Below are 19,139 nucleotides of genomic sequence, written 5' to 3'. Positions count from 1 at the left end.
CAGCGCGCCCGGCACCGCGCCGACCGCCGCCCCCGCGTACCGCCGTCAGGCGCCGGGCCACTCCGGCTTCCGCTTCTCGTTGAACGCGGCGACCCCCTCCGCCCGGTCGCCGGAGAAGGCGACCGACCGCCAGGCGGCGTCCTCGACCTCCAGGCCGGCCCGCAGGTCGAGCCCGTGCCCGAGCCGCAGGGCGCGCTTCGCGGCCCGTACGCCGACGGGCGAGTTCGCGGCGATACGGTCCGCCAGCGCCAGCGCCTCGTCCCGGTCGGCGCCCTCGTCCACCAGCAGATCCACCAGGCCCAACCCCGCCGCCTCCGCCGCCGCCACCCGCCGCGCCGTGAAGATCAGCTCCGCGGCGCGGGCGGCACCGACCCGGCGGGGCAGGAGCTGCGTACCGCCGCCGCCGGGGATCACCCCGACCGACACCTCGGGCAGCCCGACGACCGCGGACGGGTCGGCGACGATCAGGTCGCAGGCGAGCGCCAGCTCGAACCCGCCGCCCAGCGCGAAGCCGTGCACGGCGGCGACCGTCGGCATCGGCAGCTCCAGCACGCCGGTGTACGCGGCGCGCGCGGTGGGCCGCGTACGCAGCAGGTCGGCGTCGCTCAGCGCGTTCCGCTCCTTGAGGTCCGCGCCGACACAGAAGGCGCGCGGATGCGTGGAGGTCAGCACGGTGGCCCGGACGTCCTGATCGGCCGCCAGCTCGGCACACGCGGCGGCCAGCGAGCGGGCCAGCCCGACGGAGACGGCGTTCATGGCCTTCGGCCGGTCGAGCACCAGCTCCGCGACGTACCCGCCCTCGCCGTGCCGCCGTACGGCGACGAACTCCCCGAACCTCTGCTCACCCTCGGCCATCACAGCACCCTCCCGGTCAACGACGGTTCACCAGGGGTGATCCTAAGTCGCGCGCCGCCCGAGGTGCCAGGGCTCCACGACGCCGAGGCCGCGCACCGGGCGCTGCCACATCGGCTGGAGGCCGAAGCGGTACGCGGGCGGCACCGCGCCCTCCTTCTCGGCCTGGGCCGCCGCCTCCGCCGCCTCGGTCTCCGAGGCCGGGGCGTCTCCCGTACGGATCAGCTCCTCCGCGAACGCGCCGTCCACCAGGACGGTGTCCTTCGGCGCTATCGACGTCAGCCGGCTCGCGAGGTTCACCGTCGTGCCGAAGACGTCGCCCATCCGTGTGGTGACCGTGCCGAACGCGATGCCGACCCGCAGCGCGGGCATCGTCTCGTCGTGCGTCATGGTCTCTATCAGCCGCAGGGCGATCTCCGCGGCCGTACCGGCGTCGTCCGCCGCGTACAGCACCTCGTCGCCGAGGGTCTTGATCAGCCGGCCGCCGTGCGCGGCGACGAGGTCGGCGGAGGTCGTCTCGAACGCCTCGACCAGCTCGCCCAGCTCCTCCTCCTCCAGCCGCCGGGTCAGCCGCGTGAACCCGACGAGGTCCGCGAAGCCCACGGCGAGCCGCCGGTCGACCATCTCGTCGTCGTCCGCGGCCTGCACCACGCGCCCGGTCGCCGCCGCGAGCTGGCGCCGCCACACGTAGACGAGGAACTCCTCCAGCTCCGGCAGCAGCAGCTCGATCAGGGGGTACGTGACCTCGGTACGGGTCATCCCCGGCTCGGGCGGCTCCGTCAGCCCCTCCAGGAAGGAGTCGATCTGCCACTCGGCCAACCGGGCGGTGGTCTGCCCCGTCGACCGGGCGACCTGGATGGCCATCGGCTCGCTCAGCAGCCCGGCCTCGACCAGCCCCGAGAGCCGCCGCAGCGCGAGTACGTCCGCCTCGGTGAGCGCCTTGGCCTGGCCGATGTCGGCGAAGCCCATGGCGCGCCAGAAGCGGGAGGCGAGGTCCATCGAGACCCCGGCCGTGCGGGCCGCCTGGAAGGGTGTGTAGCGGCGCTCCGCGCCGAGGATGAGCTGTTCGAGACGGATCGCGAGGGGATCGTCGGTCGGCTCGGCCGTGTGATCGACGACATGGTGCGGGGTCGGGTGACCCGAGGGGTCCGGCGGCGGTGTGTCGGCGCCGGAAGCCGAATCATCGACGGTCACCAGCCGCCTCCTGCCCGTTCCCTGCGCACTGCCCTGCCGATCTGTCGTGGACCGCCTCAACGATACGGCAGATGTGCGCTGGCTCACGTCCATGGGTGGGTATGGGGCGGTCCGTCCTGAGGTAAGGCCGGGCGCGTACGGGGCACGCCGTAGCGCCGGTGACCGCCCCCGTGCCGCGGCGGGGCGGGCGCGGGGCCGCGACCGCCCCGCCGTGCCCCCGTCCTGTGCCGCGCGTTCCGTGCCTCCCGTGCCGTACCTCCGTACGCGTGCCCCGTGCATACCCACAGACGTGCGTACACCTCCGCGCGTACGCCTCCGTGCATACACGGGCGTCCTATGCCCCCCGTACGTGGACGATGTCGCCCGCGGACACCGGGTGGAGCCCGCCGTCGTCCGTCGCGACGACCAGCCGGCCGTCGCCGTCCACCGCCACCGCCTCGCCCACCAGCTCACGGCCGCCGGGCAGCTCCGCCCTGACCCGCCGTCCCAGCGTCGCGCAGCCGGCCGTGTACGCCTCCTGGAGCCGGGAGGCGGCCGGGTCGCCGCCGGCCTCGCGCCACTGTCCGTACCAGCGCTCCAGGGAGCGCAGTACGGCGCGCAGCAGCGTGTCGCGGTCCAGGGAGACGGCGTTCGCCAGCGCCAGCGACCCGGCCGTCGGTACGGGCAGTTCGTCGGCGCGCAGCGAGACGTTGAGGCCGACGCCCACCACGACCGCGTCGGCACCGGCGCGCTCCGCGAGGATGCCGCCCGCCTTGCGCTCCTCGCCGTCCACGGTCACCAGCAGGTCGTTCGGCCACTTGAGGGCGGTGTCCACGCCCGCCGCCCTGGCCAGCCCGGTCGCGACGGCGACCCCGGTCAGCAGCGGCAGCCAGCCGAGCCGCTCGACGGGAACCCCGGGGCCCGGCCTGAGGAGGACGGAGAAGAAGATCCCGGAGCGTGCGGGCGCCGACCAGCGCCGGTCGAGCCGTCCGCGTCCCGCCGTCTGCTCCTCGGCGACCAGCACCGCGCCCTCCGCCGCGCCGCCCGCCGCCCGTGCCGCCAGATCGGTGTTGGTGGATCCGGTCGCCTCGACCACGTCGAGCGAGGTCCACAGCCCGCCGGGCAGGATCAGGCCGCGGCGCAGCGCGCGCAGGCCGAGCGGCGGGCGTTCGAGGTCGGTCCAGCGGCCGGGGTGGGGCCGGTCCGGGGGGTTACCCGGATGGTTATGGGGCTCCGTCATGCAAGCCACCCTAGGTGTGGCAAACGCCGCACTGCCGAACGGTATCCACGCCGATACGCTACGGATCAGTAGCAACCGCGCGTTGGCGCACGCCGCATCACACCCGTGACCCGCAGGGAGCCGCATCCCGATGTCCGAGCCGGAAACAGCCCAGGGAACCACCGCCCGAACCAGCGCTCACACCACCGCGGGCAAGCTCGCGGACCTCCGGCGCCGTATCGACGAAGCCACGCACGCCGGCTCCGCGCGCGCCGTGGAGAAACAGCACGCGAAGGGGAAGTTGACCGCCCGGGAACGGATCGGTCTCCTCCTGGACGAGGGGTCCTTCGTCGAGCTGGACGAGTTCGCCCGGCACCGCTCGACCAACTTCGGCATCGAGACGAACCGCCCGTACGGGGACGGTGTCGTCACCGGCTACGGCACGGTCGACGGCCGCCCCGTCTGCGTCTACTCGCAGGACTTCACCATCTTCGGCGGCTCGCTCGGCGAGGTGTACGGCGAGAAGATCGTGAAGGTCATGGACTTCGCGATGAAGACCGGCTGCCCGATCATCGGCATCAACGACGGCGGTGGCGCCCGTATCCAGGAGGGCGTGGTCGCGCTCGGCCTGTTCGCGGAGATCTTCCGCCGCAATGTGCACGCCTCGGGCGTCGTGCCGCAGATCAGTCTGATCGTCGGCCCGTGCGCGGGAGGCGCGGTCTACTCCCCGGCGATCACCGACTTCACGGTGATGGTCGATCAGACGTCGCACATGTTCATCACCGGGCCCGACGTCATCAAGACGGTGACGGGCGAGGACGTCGGCTTCGAGGAGCTGGGCGGCGCCCGTACGCACAACACGACCTCCGGCGTCGCGCACCACATGGCGGGCGACGAGAAGGACGCCGTCGAGTACGTCAAGTCCCTGCTCTCGTACCTGCCGTCGAACAACCTCTCCGAGCCGCCCGCCTTCCCCGAGGAGGCCGAGCTGGAGACGACGGACGAGGACCGCGAGCTGGACACGCTGATCCCGGACTCCGCGAACCAGCCGTACGACATGCACACCGCGATCGAACGGGTACTGGACGAAGGCGAGTTCCTGGAGACGCAGGCGCTCTTCGCGCCGAACATCATCACGGGCTTCGGCCGGGTCGAGGGCTTCCCGGTCGGCATCGTCGCCAACCAGCCGATGCAGTTCGCGGGGTGTCTGGACATCAACGCCTCGGAGAAGGCGGCGCGGTTCGTGCGGACGTGCGACGCGTTCAACGTGCCGGTGCTGACGTTCGTGGACGTCCCCGGCTTCCTGCCCGGCGTCGACCAGGAGTACGGCGGCATCATCCGGCGCGGCGCCAAGCTGATCTACGCGTACGCCGAGGCCACCGTCCCGCTGATCACGGTGATCACCCGCAAGGCGTTCGGCGGCGCGTACGACGTGATGGGCTCCAAGCACCTGGGCGCCGACCTCAACGTCGCCTGGCCGACGGCGCAGATCGCCGTGATGGGCGCGCAGGGCGCGGTGAACATCCTGCACCGCCGGACGATCGCCGCCGCCGGCGACGAAGAGGCGCAGGACACACGGCGCGCCGAGCTGATCCAGGAGTACGAGGACGCCCTGCTCAACCCGTACGTGGCGGCCGAGCGCGGCTACGTGGACGCGGTGATCATGCCGTCGGAGACCCGGGCCCACATCGTGAAGGGGCTGCGTCAGCTCCGTACGAAGCGCGCGAGCCTGCCGCCGAAGAAGCACGGCAACATCCCCCTGTAGTCCCGCCTCCCCGACGGAAGGGAACTGACGGTGATCAAAGTCGTACGGGGCAACCCGACCCGCGAGGAGCTGGCCGCCGCGCTGGCGGTGGTCCAGGCCCGCGCCGCCGCGGTGGAGAGCGCCCCGCCCGGCGCGGCCGAACCCAGGGCCGCGTGGTCCGCCCCCGACCGCATCGCCCGGGGCAGGATGCCGCGCCCCGGGCCGCGCGCGTGGGCCAGGACGTACTGGCCGGGCTGAGGCACCCGCCCGGCAGATGCGTCCGGTGCTTGAGTACACGTACTCAGGCGCCGGGCGCCCGTCCGCCGGAGTATCGAGACATGTTGTGGTCCGATCCCGAGAACAGGCCGCCCAAGGAGCTGCGCGACGCACAGTGCATGATGCGCCGGGCGGGGATCCTGCTCGCCCTGGCGATGGTGCTGGCGATGCTCGTACTCGGCCTGCACTGACCGGCCCCGGGGCGGGCCCTTCCGTACAGCCCGTCGGCATCCGTCGCCACCCGTCGGCGCACCCGCCGACGCGGGCCGCCGCCCGCTCCGTACCATGACCGGCATGAACGCTCAGCGACGCCGCCTCGTCCTCGCCTCCGCCTCCCCCGCCCGGCTCGGACTGCTGAAGCAGGCCGGACTCGCGCCCGAGGTGGTCGTCAGCGGCGTCGACGAGGACGCGCTCTCCGCGCCGACCCCCGCCGAACTGGCGCTCGTCCTCGCCGAGGCCAAGGCCACCACCGTGGCGGCGCTCCCCGAGACCGCCGGGGCGCTGGTCGTCGGCTGCGACTCCGTGCTCGAACTCGACGGCGAGGCGCTCGGCAAGCCCGCCGACGCCGCCGAGGCCACCCTCCGCTGGAAGGCGATGCGCGGCCGTACGGGGATCCTGCGGACCGGCCACTGCGTGATCGACACCGCGACCGGCCGCCGGGCCGGCGAGACCGCGTCGACCACGGTCCACTTCGGCACCCCGAGCGACGCCGAGATCGCCGCGTACGTCGCCTCCGGCGAACCGCTGCACGTCGCGGGGGCGTTCACGCTCGACGGTCTCTCGGCCCCCTTCGTCGACTCGATCGAGGGCAGCCACGGCAATGTCGTCGGCCTGTCGCTGCCGCTGCTGCGCACGCTGCTCCTGGCGCACGGCGTGACGATCACCGACCTCTGGGCCTGAGAAGCTCCCGCCCCTCCCGGCGTCAGGCGGGCGCCGGGCCCTGCGTGGCGCGCTTCTCCTCGTCCGGTGCCTGCTCCGCGGGCCGGGGCCCGGCCTCGTACGCCACCAGCACCAGCACCACCAGCCCCACGATCGTCATCATCACCGCGAAGGCCGTCCAGCCCACCAGACCGACCGTCAGCGCGCCCAGTACGGCGTGCACCACGGCGCAGGTGATCAGCACGATCCGCCCGAGGCGGCCGGGGGCCCGGTTCCGTAGCGCCGTACGCGCCAGGATCGCCGCGCACCCCACGAGGTAGAGCCCGAAGACACCGCCCATCGCCCACGTCCCGGCGAACATCGCGTCGGTGTCCAGGCCGGCCAGGGACATCCGCTGGTGGTCGACGACCGTGGCCAGGATGCCGTTGACGAAGACGATGCCGACCGCCTCCAGCACCAGCACGATCGCGGCCAGCCAGGCCACCGGTCCCCGGGCCACGGCCCCCACCCTCTTCCCCTGTTTTCACCTGTTACCAGCAGTACGTTCGCCATCGCGCACGGTACGCACCGGTGAACCCGGGGACAAGGGCCCGGGCCAAGGCAAAGAATCTTGCCGCCATTCGTAGAGACTCCACAAAGAATCGCGATCGGCGGAGGGTCAGTCCGACAGAGAGCTGGACCACATCCGAGCGCTACTGTGCGACGGAGGATCGCGGCGTACCGTGGTGCCACAAGGGATTTCGCTCTCCGGGCGAGGATCGGAACACGCTCCGTACGGTGCAGCTCACCAGCGGGGACTGTTCGGCGGCGCGTGTCGGCAGTCCCTAAACTCAGCTTGTTTCAAGGAGGGAGCCATCGTGCGCAAGGTGCTCATCGCCAACCGTGGCGAAATCGCTGTCCGCGTAGCCCGTGCCTGCCGGGATGCCGGAATCGCGAGCGTAGCCGTCTACGCCGACCCGGACCGGGACGCGCTGCATGTCCGCGCGGCGGACGAGGCGTTCGCCCTGGGCGGTGACACCCCGGCGGCCAGCTATCTCGACATGGCCAAGGTGCTCCAGGCGGCGAAGGACTCGGGCGCGGACGCGGTCCACCCCGGCTACGGCTTCCTGTCCGAGAACGCCGAGTTCGCCCAGGCGGTCCTGGACGCGGGTCTGACCTGGATCGGCCCGCCCCCGCAGGCCATCCGCGACCTGGGTGACAAGGTCGCCGCCCGCCACATCGCGCAGCGCGCGGGCGCCCCGCTGGTGGCCGGCACCCCGGACCCGGTCTCCGGCGCCGCGGAGGTCGTCGCGTTCGCCGAGCAGCACGGGCTCCCCATCGCGATCAAGGCGGCCTTCGGCGGCGGCGGGCGTGGCCTCAAGGTCGCCCGTACGCTCGAAGAGATCCCGGAGCTGTACGACTCGGCGGTCCGCGAGGCCGTCGCCGCCTTCGGCCGCGGCGAGTGCTTCGTCGAGCGCTACCTCGACAAGCCCCGGCACGTCGAGACGCAGTGCCTGGCCGACGCGCACGGCAACGTGGTCGTCGTGTCGACCCGTGACTGCTCCCTCCAGCGCCGCCACCAGAAGCTGGTGGAGGAGGCCCCCGCGCCGTTCCTGACCCCCGAGCAGAACGCCCAGCTGTACGCGGCGTCCAAGGCGATCCTGAAGGAGGCCGGCTATGTCGGCGCCGGGACCGTCGAGTTCCTGGTCGGCACCGACGGCACGATCTCCTTCCTTGAGGTCAACACCCGGCTCCAGGTGGAGCACCCGGTGACCGAGGAGGTCACCGGACTCGACCTCGTACGCGAGATGTTCCGCATCGCGGACGGCGAGGAGCTGGGCTACGACGACCCGGCGGTACGCGGCCACTCCTTCGAGTTCCGGATCAACGGCGAGGACCCGGGCCGCGGCTTCCTCCCCGCCCCCGGCACGGTCACCACCTTCGCCGCGCCGTCGGGCCCCGGTGTCCGCCTCGACGCGGGTGTCGAGTCCGGCTCCGTGATCGGCCCGGCCTGGGACTCCCTGCTCGCCAAGCTGGTCGTCACCGGCGCCACCCGTGAGCAGGCGCTCCAGCGCGCGGCGCGCGCCCTGGACGAGTTCACCGTCGAGGGCATGGCCACGGCGCTGACCTTCCACCGCAAGGTGGTCACCGACCCGGCGTTCACCTCGGACCCGTTCACGGTCCACACCCGCTGGATCGAGACCGAGTTCGTCAACGACATCCCGGCCTTCGCCGCCCCGGCCGACGTGGACGCCGACGAGGAGCCGGGCCGCGAGACCGTGGTGGTCGAGGTCGGCGGCAAGCGCCTCGAAGTCTCGCTGCCGGTCAGCCTGGGCATGTCCCTGGCCCGTACGGGGCTGGCCGCGGGCGCCAAGCCCAAGCGCCGCGCGGCGAAGAAGTCGGCGTCGGCGGCGTCCGGCGACACCCTGGCCTCCCCCATGCAGGGCACCATCGTCAAGGTGGCCGTCGAGGAGGGCCAGGAGGTCAAGGAGGGCGATCTGATCGTCGTCCTGGAGGCCATGAAGATGGAGCAGCCCCTCAACGCCCACCGCTCCGGCACCGTCAAGGGCCTCGCGGCCGAGGTCGGCGCGTCGCTCACCTCCGGCGCGACCATCTGCGAGATCAAGGACTGACACCCCGCGCGTCCGGTGCGTTCACGGCGCAGGCCCCGCCCGATCCACGATCCTTTCCAGGATCCGGGCGGGGCCTGCGCCGTAGACTCACCGGGGAGACGGGGTGGCGACAGGAGGACCGCGCGATGGCCAGCAGTACGGCACACACGCCGCCACGGCCCATGCGCGCCGACGCGCGCCGCAACTACGAGCGGCTGCTCGGCGAGGCCCGCACCAGCTTCGCGGAGCACGGTACGGACACCTCGCTGGAGGACATCGCGCGGCGCGCGGGCGTGGGGATCGGCACGCTGTACCGGCACTTCCCCAATCGGCACGCGCTGCTGAACGCGGTCTTCCAGGAAGCGCTTGCCGACCTGCTCCAGCGCTCCGAAGACCTCGCGGAATCGGAGAGTCCGTGCCGCGCGCTGACGGAATGGCTGCGCGCCGTCATCACTCATGCGGGTGAGTATCAGGGGCTCTCGCGGGCGCTCATGTCGGCGTCGAACGACGAGAGTTCTGCGCTGTCGGAGTGCAGCGGCCCGATGCGCGAGGCGGGCGCGCGCCTGCTGCTGCGGGCGCAGGAATCGGGAGACGTGCGGACGGGCGTCTCCATCAGGGATCTGCTCCAGCTCACGAACGCGATCGCGCTGGCGGCGGAGCAGTCACCGGACGACCCGGAGCTGGCGGACCGCCTGCTCACGCTGACGCTGACGGGCCTCAAAGCCTCGTAAGGCCCCGCCTCGCGTCCCGCCCGGCCCGCGCCGCCGGGCTCCGACGGCCGCCCCCTGCCGGATACCGGACCACCGGACTGCCGGACTACCGGGCTACCGGCGCCGAAGGTCCGCCACCCGAGCCCTCTCGCCCGCCTCCTGCGGCCCCAACGGGCCTCCCGCACCCCGGAGTTGCCCGCCGGGCCCACCAGGCCCCGCGCCGGGCCCGGCCGTGTGCGTACGGCGCTGTCCTGGCAGTGGTACGTCACGACGGCCCCGGCTGCCCGGCGGCATCACATCGCTCCCGGCACCACCGGCCGCACCGTCCGCGCCACCGGCCGCGGCGCTGTTCCCCGTACCGGCCACCGAGACCCGTACGCCCTGGTCGGCCAGTGCCTGGAGCTCCGCCCCCGCGCGGTCGTCGTGCGCGGGCGGCTCGTCGGTCACCAGCCGGCTGATGAGGTCGGTGGGCACCGTCTGGAACATCGTGTCGGCGCCGAGCTTCGTGTGGTCGGCGAGCACCACGACCTCCGCCGCGGCCTGCACCAGCGCGCGGTCGACGCTCGCCGAGAGCATGTTGGACGTGGACAGCCCGCGCTCGGCGGTCAGTCCGCTCCCGGAGAGGAACGCGCGGGTGACCCGCAGCCCCTGGAGGGACTGCTCGGCCCCGCTGCCGACCAGCGCGTAGTTCGAACCGCGCAGCGTGCCGCCGGTCATGACGACTTCGACGCGGTTGGCGTGGGCGAGGGCCTGAGCGACCAGCAGGGAGTTGGTGACGACGGTCAGACCGGGGATCCGCGCGAGCCGGCGGGCCAGCTCCTGCGTGGTCGTACCGGCGCCGACGACGACGGCCTCGCCCTCTTCGACGAAGCTCGCGGCGAGGTCGGCGATGGCGGTCTTCTCCGCCGTCGCGAGATGGGACTTTTGCGGAAAGCCGGATTCTCGCGTGAATCCACCCGGCAGTACCGCACCGCCGTGCCGGCGGTCGAGGAGCCCTTCTGCCTCCAGCGCCCGCACATCGCGCCGTACGGTCACTTCGGAGGTCTGGACGACGCGGGCGAGCTCACGGAGCGACACGGCCCCGTTGGCGCGCACCATTTCAAGGATCAATTGGCGACGTTCTGCAGCGAACACGAAACTGACAGTAACCCCAATGACCGTCTGCTTTCAGCAGTTTGCGCCGAATAACAGAAGTTGTGCACGAACGAACACGCCTGATGGTATAGAGGCAGCATGCCCGCTCGGGCACGCCGCAAAGCCCGCAGAAAGGGCTTACGGGCGGGGCGTGCGCCCGACCGGGGCTGGAGGGGCCGACGGGGCTCCCGGGACGGACGGGGCCTGCGGGCGCCGGGCAGACTCCGGGGACGCACGGGGGGACAGGGGCCGACGGGCCGGCCAGGACGAGGTCGGGGCTGCCGCGGAGGGTCCGTTCCGCCTCCACAGCAGCCCCGACCTCGTGCTCGGCGCCTCAGGCTTCCCGGATACCGGGCGCCGTCTCAGTTCTCGTCGGCCGTCTTCCGCGTGTGCAACTGCCGCGCCACCTCAGCGATCGATCCCGACAGGGACGGATAGACCGTGAACGCATTCGCGATCTGCTCGACCGTCAGGTTGTTGTCGACGGCGAGCGCGATGGGGTGGATCAGCTCACTCGCGCGCGGCGCGACGACCACACCGCCCACCACGATGCCCGTACCGGGACGGGCGTAGAGCTTGACGAAGCCGTCCCTGATGCCCTGCATCTTCGCGCGCGGGTTGCGCAGCAGCGGCAGCTTGACGACGCGCGCGTCGATCTTCCCGCCGTCGATGTCCGCCTGGCTGTAGCCGACGGTGGCGATCTCCGGGTCGGTGAAGACGTTCGAGGAAACGGTCTTGAGGTCGAGCGGCGCGACCGCGTCGCCCAGGAAGTGGTACATCGCGATCCGTCCCTGCATGGCCGCGACCGAGGCGAGCGCGAAGATCCCGGTGACGTCACCGGCCGCGTAGACGCCGGGCGCCGAGGTGCGGGAGACCCGGTCGGTCTTGATGTGGCCCGAGTCCTTGACCAGGACCCCGGCCTCCTCCAGGCCCATGCCCGCGGTGTTCGGGATCGCGCCGACGGCCATCAGGCAGTGCGTACCCGAGATGACCCGGCCGTCGGAGAGCGTCACCTCGACGCGGTCGCCGACCCGCTTGGCGGACTCGGCGCGGGAGCGCGACATGACGTTCATGCCGCGGCGCCGGAAGACGTCCTCCAGCACGGCGGCGGCGTCCGGGTCCTCGCCGGGCAGCACCCGGTCGCGGGACGAGACGAGCGTGACCCGGGAGCCCAGCGCCTGGTACGCGCCGGCGAACTCGGCGCCGGTGACGCCGGAGCCGACCACGATCAGCTCCTCGGGCAGCTCGTCGAGGTCGTACACCTGCGTCCAGTTGAGGATCCGCTCGCCGTCCGGCAGCGCGTCCGGGATCTCGCGCGGGTGGGCGCCGGTGGCGATCAGGACGGCGTCGGCGGTGAGGGACTCCTCCGTGCCGTCGGCCGTGGTCACGACGACCTGGCGCGAGCCGTCCATGGCCTGCCGGCCCGCGAGCCGGCCCCGGCCGCGCATGACGCGGGCGCCCGCGCGGGTGACGGAGGCCGTGATGTCGTGGGACTGGGCGAGCGCGAGCCGCTTCACACGCCGGTTGACCTTGCCGAGATCGACGCCGACCACGCGGGCGGCCTGCTCCGAGGGAGTGTCGTCGGCGACGATGATGCCCAGTTCCTCGTACGAGGAGTCGAAGGTGGTCATCACCTCGGCGGTCGCGATGAGGGTCTTGGACGGTACGCAGTCGGTGAGCACCGACGCCCCGCCGAGTCCGTCGCAGTCGACGACGGTCACCTCGGCACCGAGCTGGGCGCCGACCAGCGCCGCCTCGTATCCGCCGGGTCCGCCACCGATGATCACGATCCGGGTCACGAAAAAGTCCGCCTCGCGTTGTCAACCCGGCCCGTCTGCCACCCCGGCCGGGGTTCCGGGGGGTGCCCCGGGGGATGCAGTACGTACTCCATTGTCCCGCACGCTTCAAGTAGCTTCGCCCCGGGTCCCTCCATCCGGGCGCCGGGCCCGACGCGCCGTCTCCCACCTGGGTCGCGTACGGTCCCCACCCGCGCCCGCGGCACGCCCGGGGCTCCGCCGGGCTCCGTGCGCAGGGCCCACGCGCCCTGCCCCGCTCGGACCCGTGCACCGGCGGCCACGGCCACACCTCCCGTACCCTCAATCCCATGTCGCTCTACGCCGCGTACGCCGGCAACCTCGACGCGCGGCTCATGACCCGCCGCGCCCCGCACTCCCCGCTGCGCGGCACCGGCTGGCTCAACGGCTGGCGGCTCACCTTCGGCGGGGAACAGATGGGCTGGGAGGGCGCGCTCGCCACGATCGTGGAGGCGCCCCGCTCACAGGTCTTCGTCGCGCTGTACGACCTGGCGCCGATGGACGAGGACTCCATGGACCGCTGGGAGGGCGTGGGCCTCGACATCTACCGGCGGATGCGCGTACGGGTGCACACCCTGGACGGCGAGGAACCGACCTGGCTGTACGTCCTGAACGGTTACGAGGGCGGGCTGCCCTCGGCGCGCTACCTGGGCGAACTGGCCGACGCGGCGGAGTCGGCGGGGGCGCCGCACGACTACGTGATGGAGCTGCGCAAGCGCCCCTGCTGAGGCGAGGGACCACGCGGACGGGACCGGTCCAGCGGGACGGCTCCGTAGGAGGGGACGGCCCCGCACGACGGATCGGATCCGCACGGGGCGGGAGGGCCCCGCACGACGCGGCAGACCCGATCGGCGGGACCCGCCGGCCCGAATTCCGCGCGACGGGCCGAATCCGCGCGGCGAGCCTGATCCGCGCACCGGCAGGACAGATCCGGCCAACCTCACCCCCGCACCTGCCCTGAAAGGGCCCCGGTCCCCCTTCCTCCCGGCCCTTTCGTCTCCTTTCGCCGGAAACAGCAACACAACGATATGGAGACCGTGCCTAATACATCTACGCGCGTAGGGCATGACCGGCTACCCTCGTCCGCGTGAACGCATCTGTTATTCCGGCCAACGCCGACGGACCCGCCGACCCCCTTGCCGCCGCCGACGCCGCCGCCGCCCGGCTGCGCGAGCTGACCGGCGCCGAGACCCATGACGTCGCCCTGGTGATGGGTTCCGGCTGGGCGCCGGCCGTCGACGCGCTCGGCGCGCCCGAGGCCGAGTTCCCCGTGACCGAGCTGCCCGGCTTCCCGCCGCCGGCCGTGGAGGGCCACGGCGGCCGGATCCGCTCGTACCGCATCGCCGAGAAGCGCGCCCTGGTCTTCCTCGGCCGTACGCACTACTACGAGGGCCGCGGCGTCGCCTCCGTCGCGCACGGCGTCCGTACGGCCGTCGCCGCGGGCTGCAAGACCATCGTCCTGACCAACGGCTGCGGCGGCCTGCGCGAGGGCATGCGCCCCGGCCAGCCCGTGCTGATCAGCGACCACATCAACCTGACGGCCGTCTCCCCGATCGTCGGCGCGAACTTCGTGGACCTGACGGACCTGTACTCCCCGCGGCTGCGCGCGCTGTGCAAGGAGATCGACCCGGAGCTGGAGGAGGGGGTGTACGTCCAGTTCACCGGACCGCACTACGAGACCCCCGCCGAGATCAACATGGTCCGCGCGATGGGCGGCGACCTCGTCGGCATGTCCACCGTCCTGGAGGCCATCGCGGCCCGCGAGGCGGGCGCCGAGGTCCTGGGCATCTCCCTGGTCACCAACCTGGCGGCGGGCATCTCGGGCGCCCCCCTCAACCACGAGGAAGTCCTTCAGGCGGGCCGCGACTCGGCCACCCAGATGGGCGCGCTGCTGACGCGGGTGCTGGACCGCATCTGACCCGACCGTCCCCTTCCCCTCGCCCCACCCGCCGAAGACGCCACCCGCAGGAGCAGGCCCATGCACCGGATCGCGCACCAGGACCCCGCCCACCAGGACCTCCTCGTCCGCGCCAAGACCTGGCAGGCCGAGGACCCGGACAGCGAGACCCGTGAGGAACTGGGCGAACTCATCGAAGGCGCCGACGCCGGTGATCTCGACGCCCTGGCGGAACGGTTCGCGGGGACGCTCCAGTTCGGTACGGCCGGGCTGCGCGGCGAGCTGGGCGCCGGGCCGATGCGGATGAACCGCGCCGTGGTCATCCGCGCCGCGGCCGGCCTCGCCGCGTACCTGAGGGCGCGGGGCGACGGGGACGGCCTGGTGGTCGTCGGGTACGACGCCCGCTACAAGTCCGCCGACTTCGCGCGGGACACCGTGGCCGTGATGACCGGCGCCGGCCTGCGCGCCGCCCTGCTGCCCCGGCCGCTGCCCACGCCCGTGCTGGCCTTCGCCGTACGGCACCTCGGGGCCGTCGCCGGCGTGGAGGTCACCGCCAGCCACAACCCGCCCCGCGACAACGGCTACAAGGTCTACCTGGGCGGCGACTCGGGTGGCTCGCAGATCGTGCCGCCCGCCGACGCGGAGATCGCCGCCCGGATCGACGCGGTGGGCCCGCTGGACACGGTGGACCGCCCGGAGTCCGGCTGGGACGTCCTCGGCGACGAGGTCCTGGCCGCGTATCTGGCCCGTACGGACGCGGTCCTCACCCCCGGTTCCCCGCGCACCGCGCGCGTCGTCCACACGGCGCTGCACGGCGTCGGTACGGAGACGCTGCTCGCGGCCTTCGCCCGCGCCGGCTTCCCCGCGCCCGTCCCCGTACCGGAGCAGGCGGAGCCCGATCCGGCCTTCCCGACGGTCGCGTTCCCCAACCCGGAGGAGCCGGGCGCGATGGACCTGGCCTTCGCCACCGCCCGCCGCGTCCGCCCCGACCTGATCATCGCCAACGACCCGGACGCGGACCGCTGCGCGGTGGCCGTCCCCGACGCTTCGGCCGACGGGGGGTGGCGGATGCTGCGCGGCGACGAGGTCGGCGCGCTGCTGGCCGCGCACCTCGTCGCCCGGGGCGTGACGGGCACGTTCGCCGCGTCGATCGTCTCGTCCTCCCTCCTCGGCCGGATCGCCGCCGCCGCGGGGCTCGGTCACGAGGAGACACTGACCGGTTTCAAGTGGATCGCGCGCGCCGAGGGCCTGCGGTACGGGTACGAGGAAGCGCTCGGCTACTGCGTCGACCCCGACGGCGTACGTGACAAGGACGGCATCACGGCGGCGCTGCTCGTGGCCGAACTGGCCTCGGAGCTGAAGGAGTCGGGCCGCGACCTCACCGACCTGCTGGACGACCTGGCCGTGGCGCACGGCCTGCACGCCACGGACCAGCTCTCCGTCCGCGTCCAGGACCTGTCCGTGATCGCCGACGCCATGCGCCGGCTGCGCGAGCACCCGCCGGTGGAGCTGGCGGGCCTGCGGGTCTCGGCCGCCGAGGACCTGTCCACCGGCACGGGCGCGCTCCCCCCGACGGACGGCCTGCGCTACCACCTGGACGGCGCGTACCGCGCACGCGTCATCGTCCGCCCGAGCGGCACGGAACCGAAGCTCAAGTGCTACCTGGAGGCCGTGATCCCCGTCGCCGACGCCTCGGCACTGCCCACGGCCCGTACGACGGCGGCGGAGCTGCTGTCGGCCCTGAAGCGGGACCTGTCGGAGACGGCCGGCATCTGACGCCCACCGCGTCGTCCCCTCCGGACATCTACGCGGCTGCCACGGCCACCGGCGAACAGGCGCCGACGTCACACGAAAACGGTCAAGTGGCGCCTCCCTCCGACGGAAACCTCGCGCGCCCGACCATCGCGAACGGCGTGGCGGCACGACGGGCTATGGCGGTCACGCGAGTGCGACAGTTGGTCAGCTTGAGCGACACTGCATCAATGAGTTCCCGCCCTCGCCCGAGGCCGTACGAACAAGCCGTGCGCCACGTCGCGGAGCAGTCGTCCGGAGACCCCGTGGATCCAGCGCTGCGCGTGACCCTCAATTTTCATCCGGACCGTCTGGCACGGGACAAGCCGATCCTCGATGCCCTGGCCAAGGACGGCATCTACCGCTCGCAGTTCGTCACAGGCACGAGCAACGGGGGACTGACCGCCCACCCGGGCGGTGACCGGTGGCGCTGGGAGAGCCGGATCTTCGGCAGGGCGTACGACGTGGCGCCTGCGGAGGAACGACCGGTCTATGGAGCGTTGAACTTCCGTCGCAAGCCGGTCGGTGGCGCGCCGCGTTTCGGCTCCGCCCACTTTCGGCTGACCGCCGAAACGCTGACGAGGACCACGTTCTGCTATCCGGACAGTTTCCTGGAGCCGTCGGCCTTCGGCATCGCAGCGCGCATGCCGCTGATCGAACTCGCCGAGGCTGACAAACAGGACGCGCTCGACGACTACATCGAGGCACAAGTGCACGGACCAGTCAGGCTGAGCCGAGATGTGGAGGCCGTGGTCCTGGATCCCTGCTATCGCGGCACGGCCGTGGAGACCTCGGCTCGGAGGCTTCCCTGCCCGGTCGAATGGCACCCCGGATTCAGCCTCGCCGTCGAAGAACTCCGGTGCCACCCCGACTATCGCGGGCCGGAATACATCGACCTGGGAACCGAGATCGCAACAGCGGGGAGGATCGACCCTCGCGCCGTCGGGGAGGCCGCCCGCGCCGGCCGCCACGACGAGCAAGCGCTCAAACGTGTGTGGCACTACGTGGCGCGCTTCGGGGAGCTCCTGAAGCCCGCTACCGAGCCAGCACTGCGGGCGCCGGCGGAAGCAGACGCGACCTGATGTCCCCGTGAAGGAGATGGTGCTGACGGGGGAACTGCGGGAGCTCTTCTGGATCGTGACGCCACCGATCCGGACACCTCAGAAAGGTGATGGCCCGCGAAGAGCGGACGGCTGACGGTACGCGCCCGATCACGCCCCGATCGGCTTGGTCGCCGCCTCAGCGAACGGGCCGTCTCGCAGCCAGTCATCGAACACGGCACAGTCCGTCGCAGCGAGGCCGGTCATGGAATCCACGCGGTGGAGGAGCGCGGGCCCTTGGTGGTGCATGGACACCCAGGCACGATCAGGGTCGGTGATCTCGTCGTCGACCCAGATGAACGGCCGCCCCGCCGCAGCGTCGACCAGCGCCCGCGTCTTCCAGTGCAACCCGCCCGCCATGTCCTCCGCCGGCGCGTCCGGCAGATCCGTCACCGGCAACCCGGGCAGCCCGAGCAGCGGGGCTATCACCTCGTTGGCATCGTGCATCCAGGCGGTGGCCCACATCAGGACACAGGGCAACGCCAGCAAACGCGGCCCGAGGGAGAGGTCCATCTTCGCCAACTGAGGATTGGACACCTTCTGCCAGCCCTCCCACTCCTCTCGATCCGCCGGCAGTCGCCCTCCGCCATAGGGCAGAAGCGTTCCGTCAACGTCCAGGAAGAGCAGCGGACGCTCCGCGTGACCGGTCAGAGTTCGGTTCCTTCGGGGATGAGGTGGTCGTACTGGCCGGCCTTGACGGCGAGTATGTGCGCCAGCATCTCCTTGTCGGTGAAACGGAGAGCACCGTCCAGGTCGCGGCGCTTGGTGTCGCCGAAGGCGACGCCGCCGTTGATGGGCATGATCTGGACGCAGGTCTCGGCCGAGCCGTTGCTGAAAGAGGACTTCTCCCACTCGCCGCTGAGCGCTGCGGCGTACAGGTCATCCTTTTCGTTACTCACGGGAGTTCCTTCTCGATCTCTTCGATACGTCGGATGGTCGCTTCTGCATCCAGTGTGTGGGTGCTCGCGTCAGCGAATCTACGGCGGGCACGCCGGACTTCAGCAGGCTCCTCCACAAGAGTGTCACCGCCTACTCGCTCCTGCGACACAACGCTTCGGTTGTCGGCCCCAGGGAAGTCGATAATAGAGAACAGAGACACTGCGATGCTCGGAGCTCCTGCGGAGAAGGGAATCATCCTCAGGGTGATGTTCTGCTGCCTGGCGCACGACACCAAGTGTCGTAGCTGCGCGCGCATGACATCCGATCCGCCCACCATCGCCCGGAGTGCCGACTCCAGACAGATGGCATCCACGGTGAGGGGATTTCGGCGAGTGAGCACTTCCTGCCGCTTCAATCGCGCTTCGACGAACGCCTCGCGGTACTCAGCACTCTCATGTTTCTGTCCGAAGGCAACGATCGCTTCGATGTATTCACGCGTTTGAAGCAGCCCCGGCACATACGTACCCGAGTGCACGAAGAGACGTTCCGCAGCGTCTTCAAGCGAGAAGTAGCGGTATGAGTCGCCGGTGAAGACAGCCTGGATCTCCGGGCGTTCGTACCATGCACGACCGTACGACCGGCCCTGCTCAATCGTGGCGATGATGCCCGCACGGTCCTCGGGCGTCACCCTGTAGAGCTTGAGCAACTTGGGAAGTTGCTCATCGGTGGGGAACGCCTTGCCACGCTCGATCTTGCCCACGGTGTACCGCGAGACACCAAGCGCCTCTCCGGCCGCACCTTGCTGGAGACCCGCTTCCGTGCGCAGGCGCTGGAGTTCCTCGCCCACCCGGCGCATGGCGAAGATCGCGTTTGCGTTGACGCTGACAGCCACGGGCTTCCCTTCGAACGGCGTGGTCTCCCGACGCCGCCAGAGTATCGCTCAGGCGCTCACCCTATGACTCTCCGGGTTGGCGTTCATACACTGGGTTGCACATTGCGCGTCACGTGACACAGACTGTCGGAAGCACACCACGAACACATTCAACCGTGGTGCGCAGTCCTCGTCATGCGCGGCCTGGA

At 71.7% G+C, this 19,139-nt stretch carries 19 protein-coding genes; 10 read left to right on the top strand and 9 right to left on the bottom strand.

All coding sequences use genetic code 11. From position 1 onward, the window contains the following. Positions 1 to 45: 45 nt before the first annotated feature. The 3 genes from ACFXPL_RS16525 to ACFXPL_RS16515 all read right to left on the bottom strand — a co-directional run bounded on the left by ACFXPL_RS16525 (position 46) and on the right by ACFXPL_RS16515 (position 3,265). Complete coding sequence (locus tag ACFXPL_RS16525; protein WP_384918992.1) at positions 46 to 855, bottom strand: enoyl-CoA hydratase/isomerase family protein; 810 nt, start codon at positions 853 to 855, stop codon at positions 46 to 48. Positions 856 to 897: 42 nt separating this feature from the next. Next, on the bottom strand, positions 898 to 2,046 hold the full coding sequence (locus tag ACFXPL_RS16520; RefSeq protein ID WP_384918989.1) for an adenylate/guanylate cyclase domain-containing protein: 1,149 nt from the start codon (positions 2,044 to 2,046) through the stop codon (positions 898 to 900). 334 nt (positions 2,047 to 2,380) lie between these two features. Continuing rightward, complete coding sequence (locus ACFXPL_RS16515; RefSeq protein ID WP_384918987.1) at positions 2,381 to 3,265, bottom strand: biotin--[acetyl-CoA-carboxylase] ligase; 885 nt, start codon at positions 3,263 to 3,265, stop codon at positions 2,381 to 2,383. A 130-nt stretch (positions 3,266 to 3,395) separates the two neighbouring features. Here ACFXPL_RS16515 and ACFXPL_RS16510 point away from each other — a divergent pair, with 130 nt between their 5' ends. From ACFXPL_RS16510 to ACFXPL_RS16495, 4 genes are all read left to right on the top strand, one after another. Beyond that, positions 3,396 to 5,009: an acyl-CoA carboxylase subunit beta gene (locus tag ACFXPL_RS16510; RefSeq protein ID WP_384918984.1), complete on the top strand. Its 1,614-nt coding sequence runs from the start codon at positions 3,396 to 3,398 to the stop codon at positions 5,007 to 5,009. Positions 5,010 to 5,039: 30 nt separating this feature from the next. Continuing rightward, a complete protein-coding gene (locus ACFXPL_RS16505; RefSeq protein WP_384918981.1) occupies positions 5,040 to 5,246 on the top strand; it encodes an acyl-CoA carboxylase epsilon subunit in 207 nt (68 codons plus the stop codon). A gap of 80 nt (positions 5,247 to 5,326) precedes the next feature. Beyond that, the gene (gene mmpB / locus ACFXPL_RS16500; RefSeq protein WP_384918978.1) at positions 5,327 to 5,455 is read left to right on the top strand and encodes a morphogenic membrane protein MmpB; all 129 of its coding nucleotides are present in this window, start codon (positions 5,327 to 5,329) and stop codon (positions 5,453 to 5,455) included. A gap of 94 nt (positions 5,456 to 5,549) precedes the next feature. Next, positions 5,550 to 6,164, top strand: coding sequence for a Maf family protein (locus tag ACFXPL_RS16495; protein ID WP_384918975.1), 615 nt, complete (start codon positions 5,550 to 5,552; stop codon positions 6,162 to 6,164). A 22-nt stretch (positions 6,165 to 6,186) separates the two neighbouring features. Here ACFXPL_RS16495 and ACFXPL_RS16490 read toward each other — a convergent pair whose 3' ends face one another. Beyond that, positions 6,187 to 6,651: a hypothetical protein gene (locus ACFXPL_RS16490; protein WP_384918973.1), complete on the bottom strand. Its 465-nt coding sequence runs from the start codon at positions 6,649 to 6,651 to the stop codon at positions 6,187 to 6,189. 349 nt (positions 6,652 to 7,000) lie between these two features. Between ACFXPL_RS16490 and ACFXPL_RS16485 the strand changes: the two genes are divergently transcribed. Next, complete coding sequence (locus ACFXPL_RS16485; protein ID WP_384918970.1) at positions 7,001 to 8,755, top strand: acetyl/propionyl/methylcrotonyl-CoA carboxylase subunit alpha; 1,755 nt, start codon at positions 7,001 to 7,003, stop codon at positions 8,753 to 8,755. Between the two features lie 125 nt (positions 8,756 to 8,880). Next, a complete protein-coding gene (locus ACFXPL_RS16480) occupies positions 8,881 to 9,465 on the top strand; it encodes a TetR/AcrR family transcriptional regulator (RefSeq protein WP_384918967.1) in 585 nt (194 codons plus the stop codon). Between the two features lie 93 nt (positions 9,466 to 9,558). On the opposite strand, the gene ACFXPL_RS16475 is transcribed toward ACFXPL_RS16480, so the two are convergent. Both ACFXPL_RS16475 and ACFXPL_RS16470 read right to left on the bottom strand, forming a co-directional pair. Further along, positions 9,559 to 10,542: a DeoR/GlpR family DNA-binding transcription regulator gene (locus ACFXPL_RS16475; protein ID WP_384919169.1), complete on the bottom strand. Its 984-nt coding sequence runs from the start codon at positions 10,540 to 10,542 to the stop codon at positions 9,559 to 9,561. Positions 10,543 to 10,940: 398 nt separating this feature from the next. After that, entirely contained in the window at positions 10,941 to 12,377 is a 1,437-nt protein-coding gene (locus ACFXPL_RS16470; protein ID WP_384918964.1) for an NAD(P)H-quinone dehydrogenase, read from the bottom strand. A gap of 305 nt (positions 12,378 to 12,682) precedes the next feature. Between ACFXPL_RS16470 and ACFXPL_RS16465 the strand changes: the two genes are divergently transcribed. The 4 genes from ACFXPL_RS16465 (at position 12,683) to ACFXPL_RS16450 (ending at position 17,162) form a co-directional block, all read left to right on the top strand. After that, the gene (locus ACFXPL_RS16465) at positions 12,683 to 13,120 is read left to right on the top strand and encodes a gamma-glutamylcyclotransferase (RefSeq protein WP_329828899.1); all 438 of its coding nucleotides are present in this window, start codon (positions 12,683 to 12,685) and stop codon (positions 13,118 to 13,120) included. Positions 13,121 to 13,479: 359 nt separating this feature from the next. Further along, positions 13,480 to 14,310: a purine-nucleoside phosphorylase gene (locus tag ACFXPL_RS16460; protein WP_384918961.1), complete on the top strand. Its 831-nt coding sequence runs from the start codon at positions 13,480 to 13,482 to the stop codon at positions 14,308 to 14,310. A gap of 60 nt (positions 14,311 to 14,370) precedes the next feature. Further along, positions 14,371 to 16,065 (top strand): phospho-sugar mutase, encoded by a 1,695-nt coding sequence (locus ACFXPL_RS16455; RefSeq protein ID WP_384918958.1) that lies wholly within the window; start codon positions 14,371 to 14,373, stop codon positions 16,063 to 16,065. 206 nt (positions 16,066 to 16,271) lie between these two features. Beyond that, the gene (locus ACFXPL_RS16450; RefSeq protein ID WP_384918955.1) at positions 16,272 to 17,162 is read left to right on the top strand and encodes a DUF3626 domain-containing protein; all 891 of its coding nucleotides are present in this window, start codon (positions 16,272 to 16,274) and stop codon (positions 17,160 to 17,162) included. Between the two features lie 129 nt (positions 17,163 to 17,291). Here the strand turns inward: ACFXPL_RS16450 and ACFXPL_RS16445 are convergent, their stop codons facing one another. The 3 genes from ACFXPL_RS16445 to ACFXPL_RS16435 are packed head-to-tail and all read right to left on the bottom strand — an operon-like array spanning position 17,292 to position 18,951. Next, entirely contained in the window at positions 17,292 to 17,831 is a 540-nt protein-coding gene (locus tag ACFXPL_RS16445; RefSeq protein ID WP_384919166.1) for a hypothetical protein, read from the bottom strand. Beyond that, positions 17,828 to 18,079: a DUF397 domain-containing protein gene (locus ACFXPL_RS16440; RefSeq protein ID WP_384918952.1), complete on the bottom strand. Its 252-nt coding sequence runs from the start codon at positions 18,077 to 18,079 to the stop codon at positions 17,828 to 17,830. The genes ACFXPL_RS16445 and ACFXPL_RS16440 overlap by 4 nt, the downstream gene beginning before the upstream one ends. Further along, entirely contained in the window at positions 18,076 to 18,951 is an 876-nt protein-coding gene (locus ACFXPL_RS16435; protein WP_384918949.1) for a Scr1 family TA system antitoxin-like transcriptional regulator, read from the bottom strand. Before ACFXPL_RS16435 ends, ACFXPL_RS16440 begins: the two co-directional genes overlap by 4 nt. Positions 18,952 to 19,139: the final 188 nt, after the last annotated feature.

The organism is Streptomyces sp. NPDC059092, from assembly GCF_042756365.1.
GTDB lineage: Bacteria > Actinomycetota > Actinomycetes > Streptomycetales > Streptomycetaceae > Streptomyces.
Note: the sequence above shows the minus strand (reverse complement) of the source record. Positions and strands in the feature narration are given on the sequence as shown.

Coding starts and splice junctions, on each gene's coding strand:
- ACFXPL_RS16525 (WP_384918992.1), bottom strand. CDS start 855: ATGGCCGAGGGTGAGCAGAGGTTCGGGGAGTTCGTCGCCGTACGGCGG.
- ACFXPL_RS16515 (WP_384918987.1), bottom strand. CDS start 3,265: ATGACGGAGCCCCATAACCATCCGGGTAACCCCCCGGACCGGCCCCAC.
- ACFXPL_RS16510 (WP_384918984.1), top strand. CDS start 3,396: ATGTCCGAGCCGGAAACAGCCCAGGGAACCACCGCCCGAACCAGCGCT.
- mmpB (WP_384918978.1), top strand. CDS start 5,327: ATGTTGTGGTCCGATCCCGAGAACAGGCCGCCCAAGGAGCTGCGCGAC.
- ACFXPL_RS16495 (WP_384918975.1), top strand. CDS start 5,550: ATGACCGGCATGAACGCTCAGCGACGCCGCCTCGTCCTCGCCTCCGCC.
- ACFXPL_RS16480 (WP_384918967.1), top strand. CDS start 8,881: ATGGCCAGCAGTACGGCACACACGCCGCCACGGCCCATGCGCGCCGAC.
- ACFXPL_RS16475 (WP_384919169.1), bottom strand. CDS start 10,542: ATGGTGCGCGCCAACGGGGCCGTGTCGCTCCGTGAGCTCGCCCGCGTC.
- ACFXPL_RS16465 (WP_329828899.1), top strand. CDS start 12,683: ATGTCGCTCTACGCCGCGTACGCCGGCAACCTCGACGCGCGGCTCATG.
- ACFXPL_RS16455 (WP_384918958.1), top strand. CDS start 14,371: ATGCACCGGATCGCGCACCAGGACCCCGCCCACCAGGACCTCCTCGTC.
- ACFXPL_RS16450 (WP_384918955.1), top strand. CDS start 16,272: ATGAGTTCCCGCCCTCGCCCGAGGCCGTACGAACAAGCCGTGCGCCAC.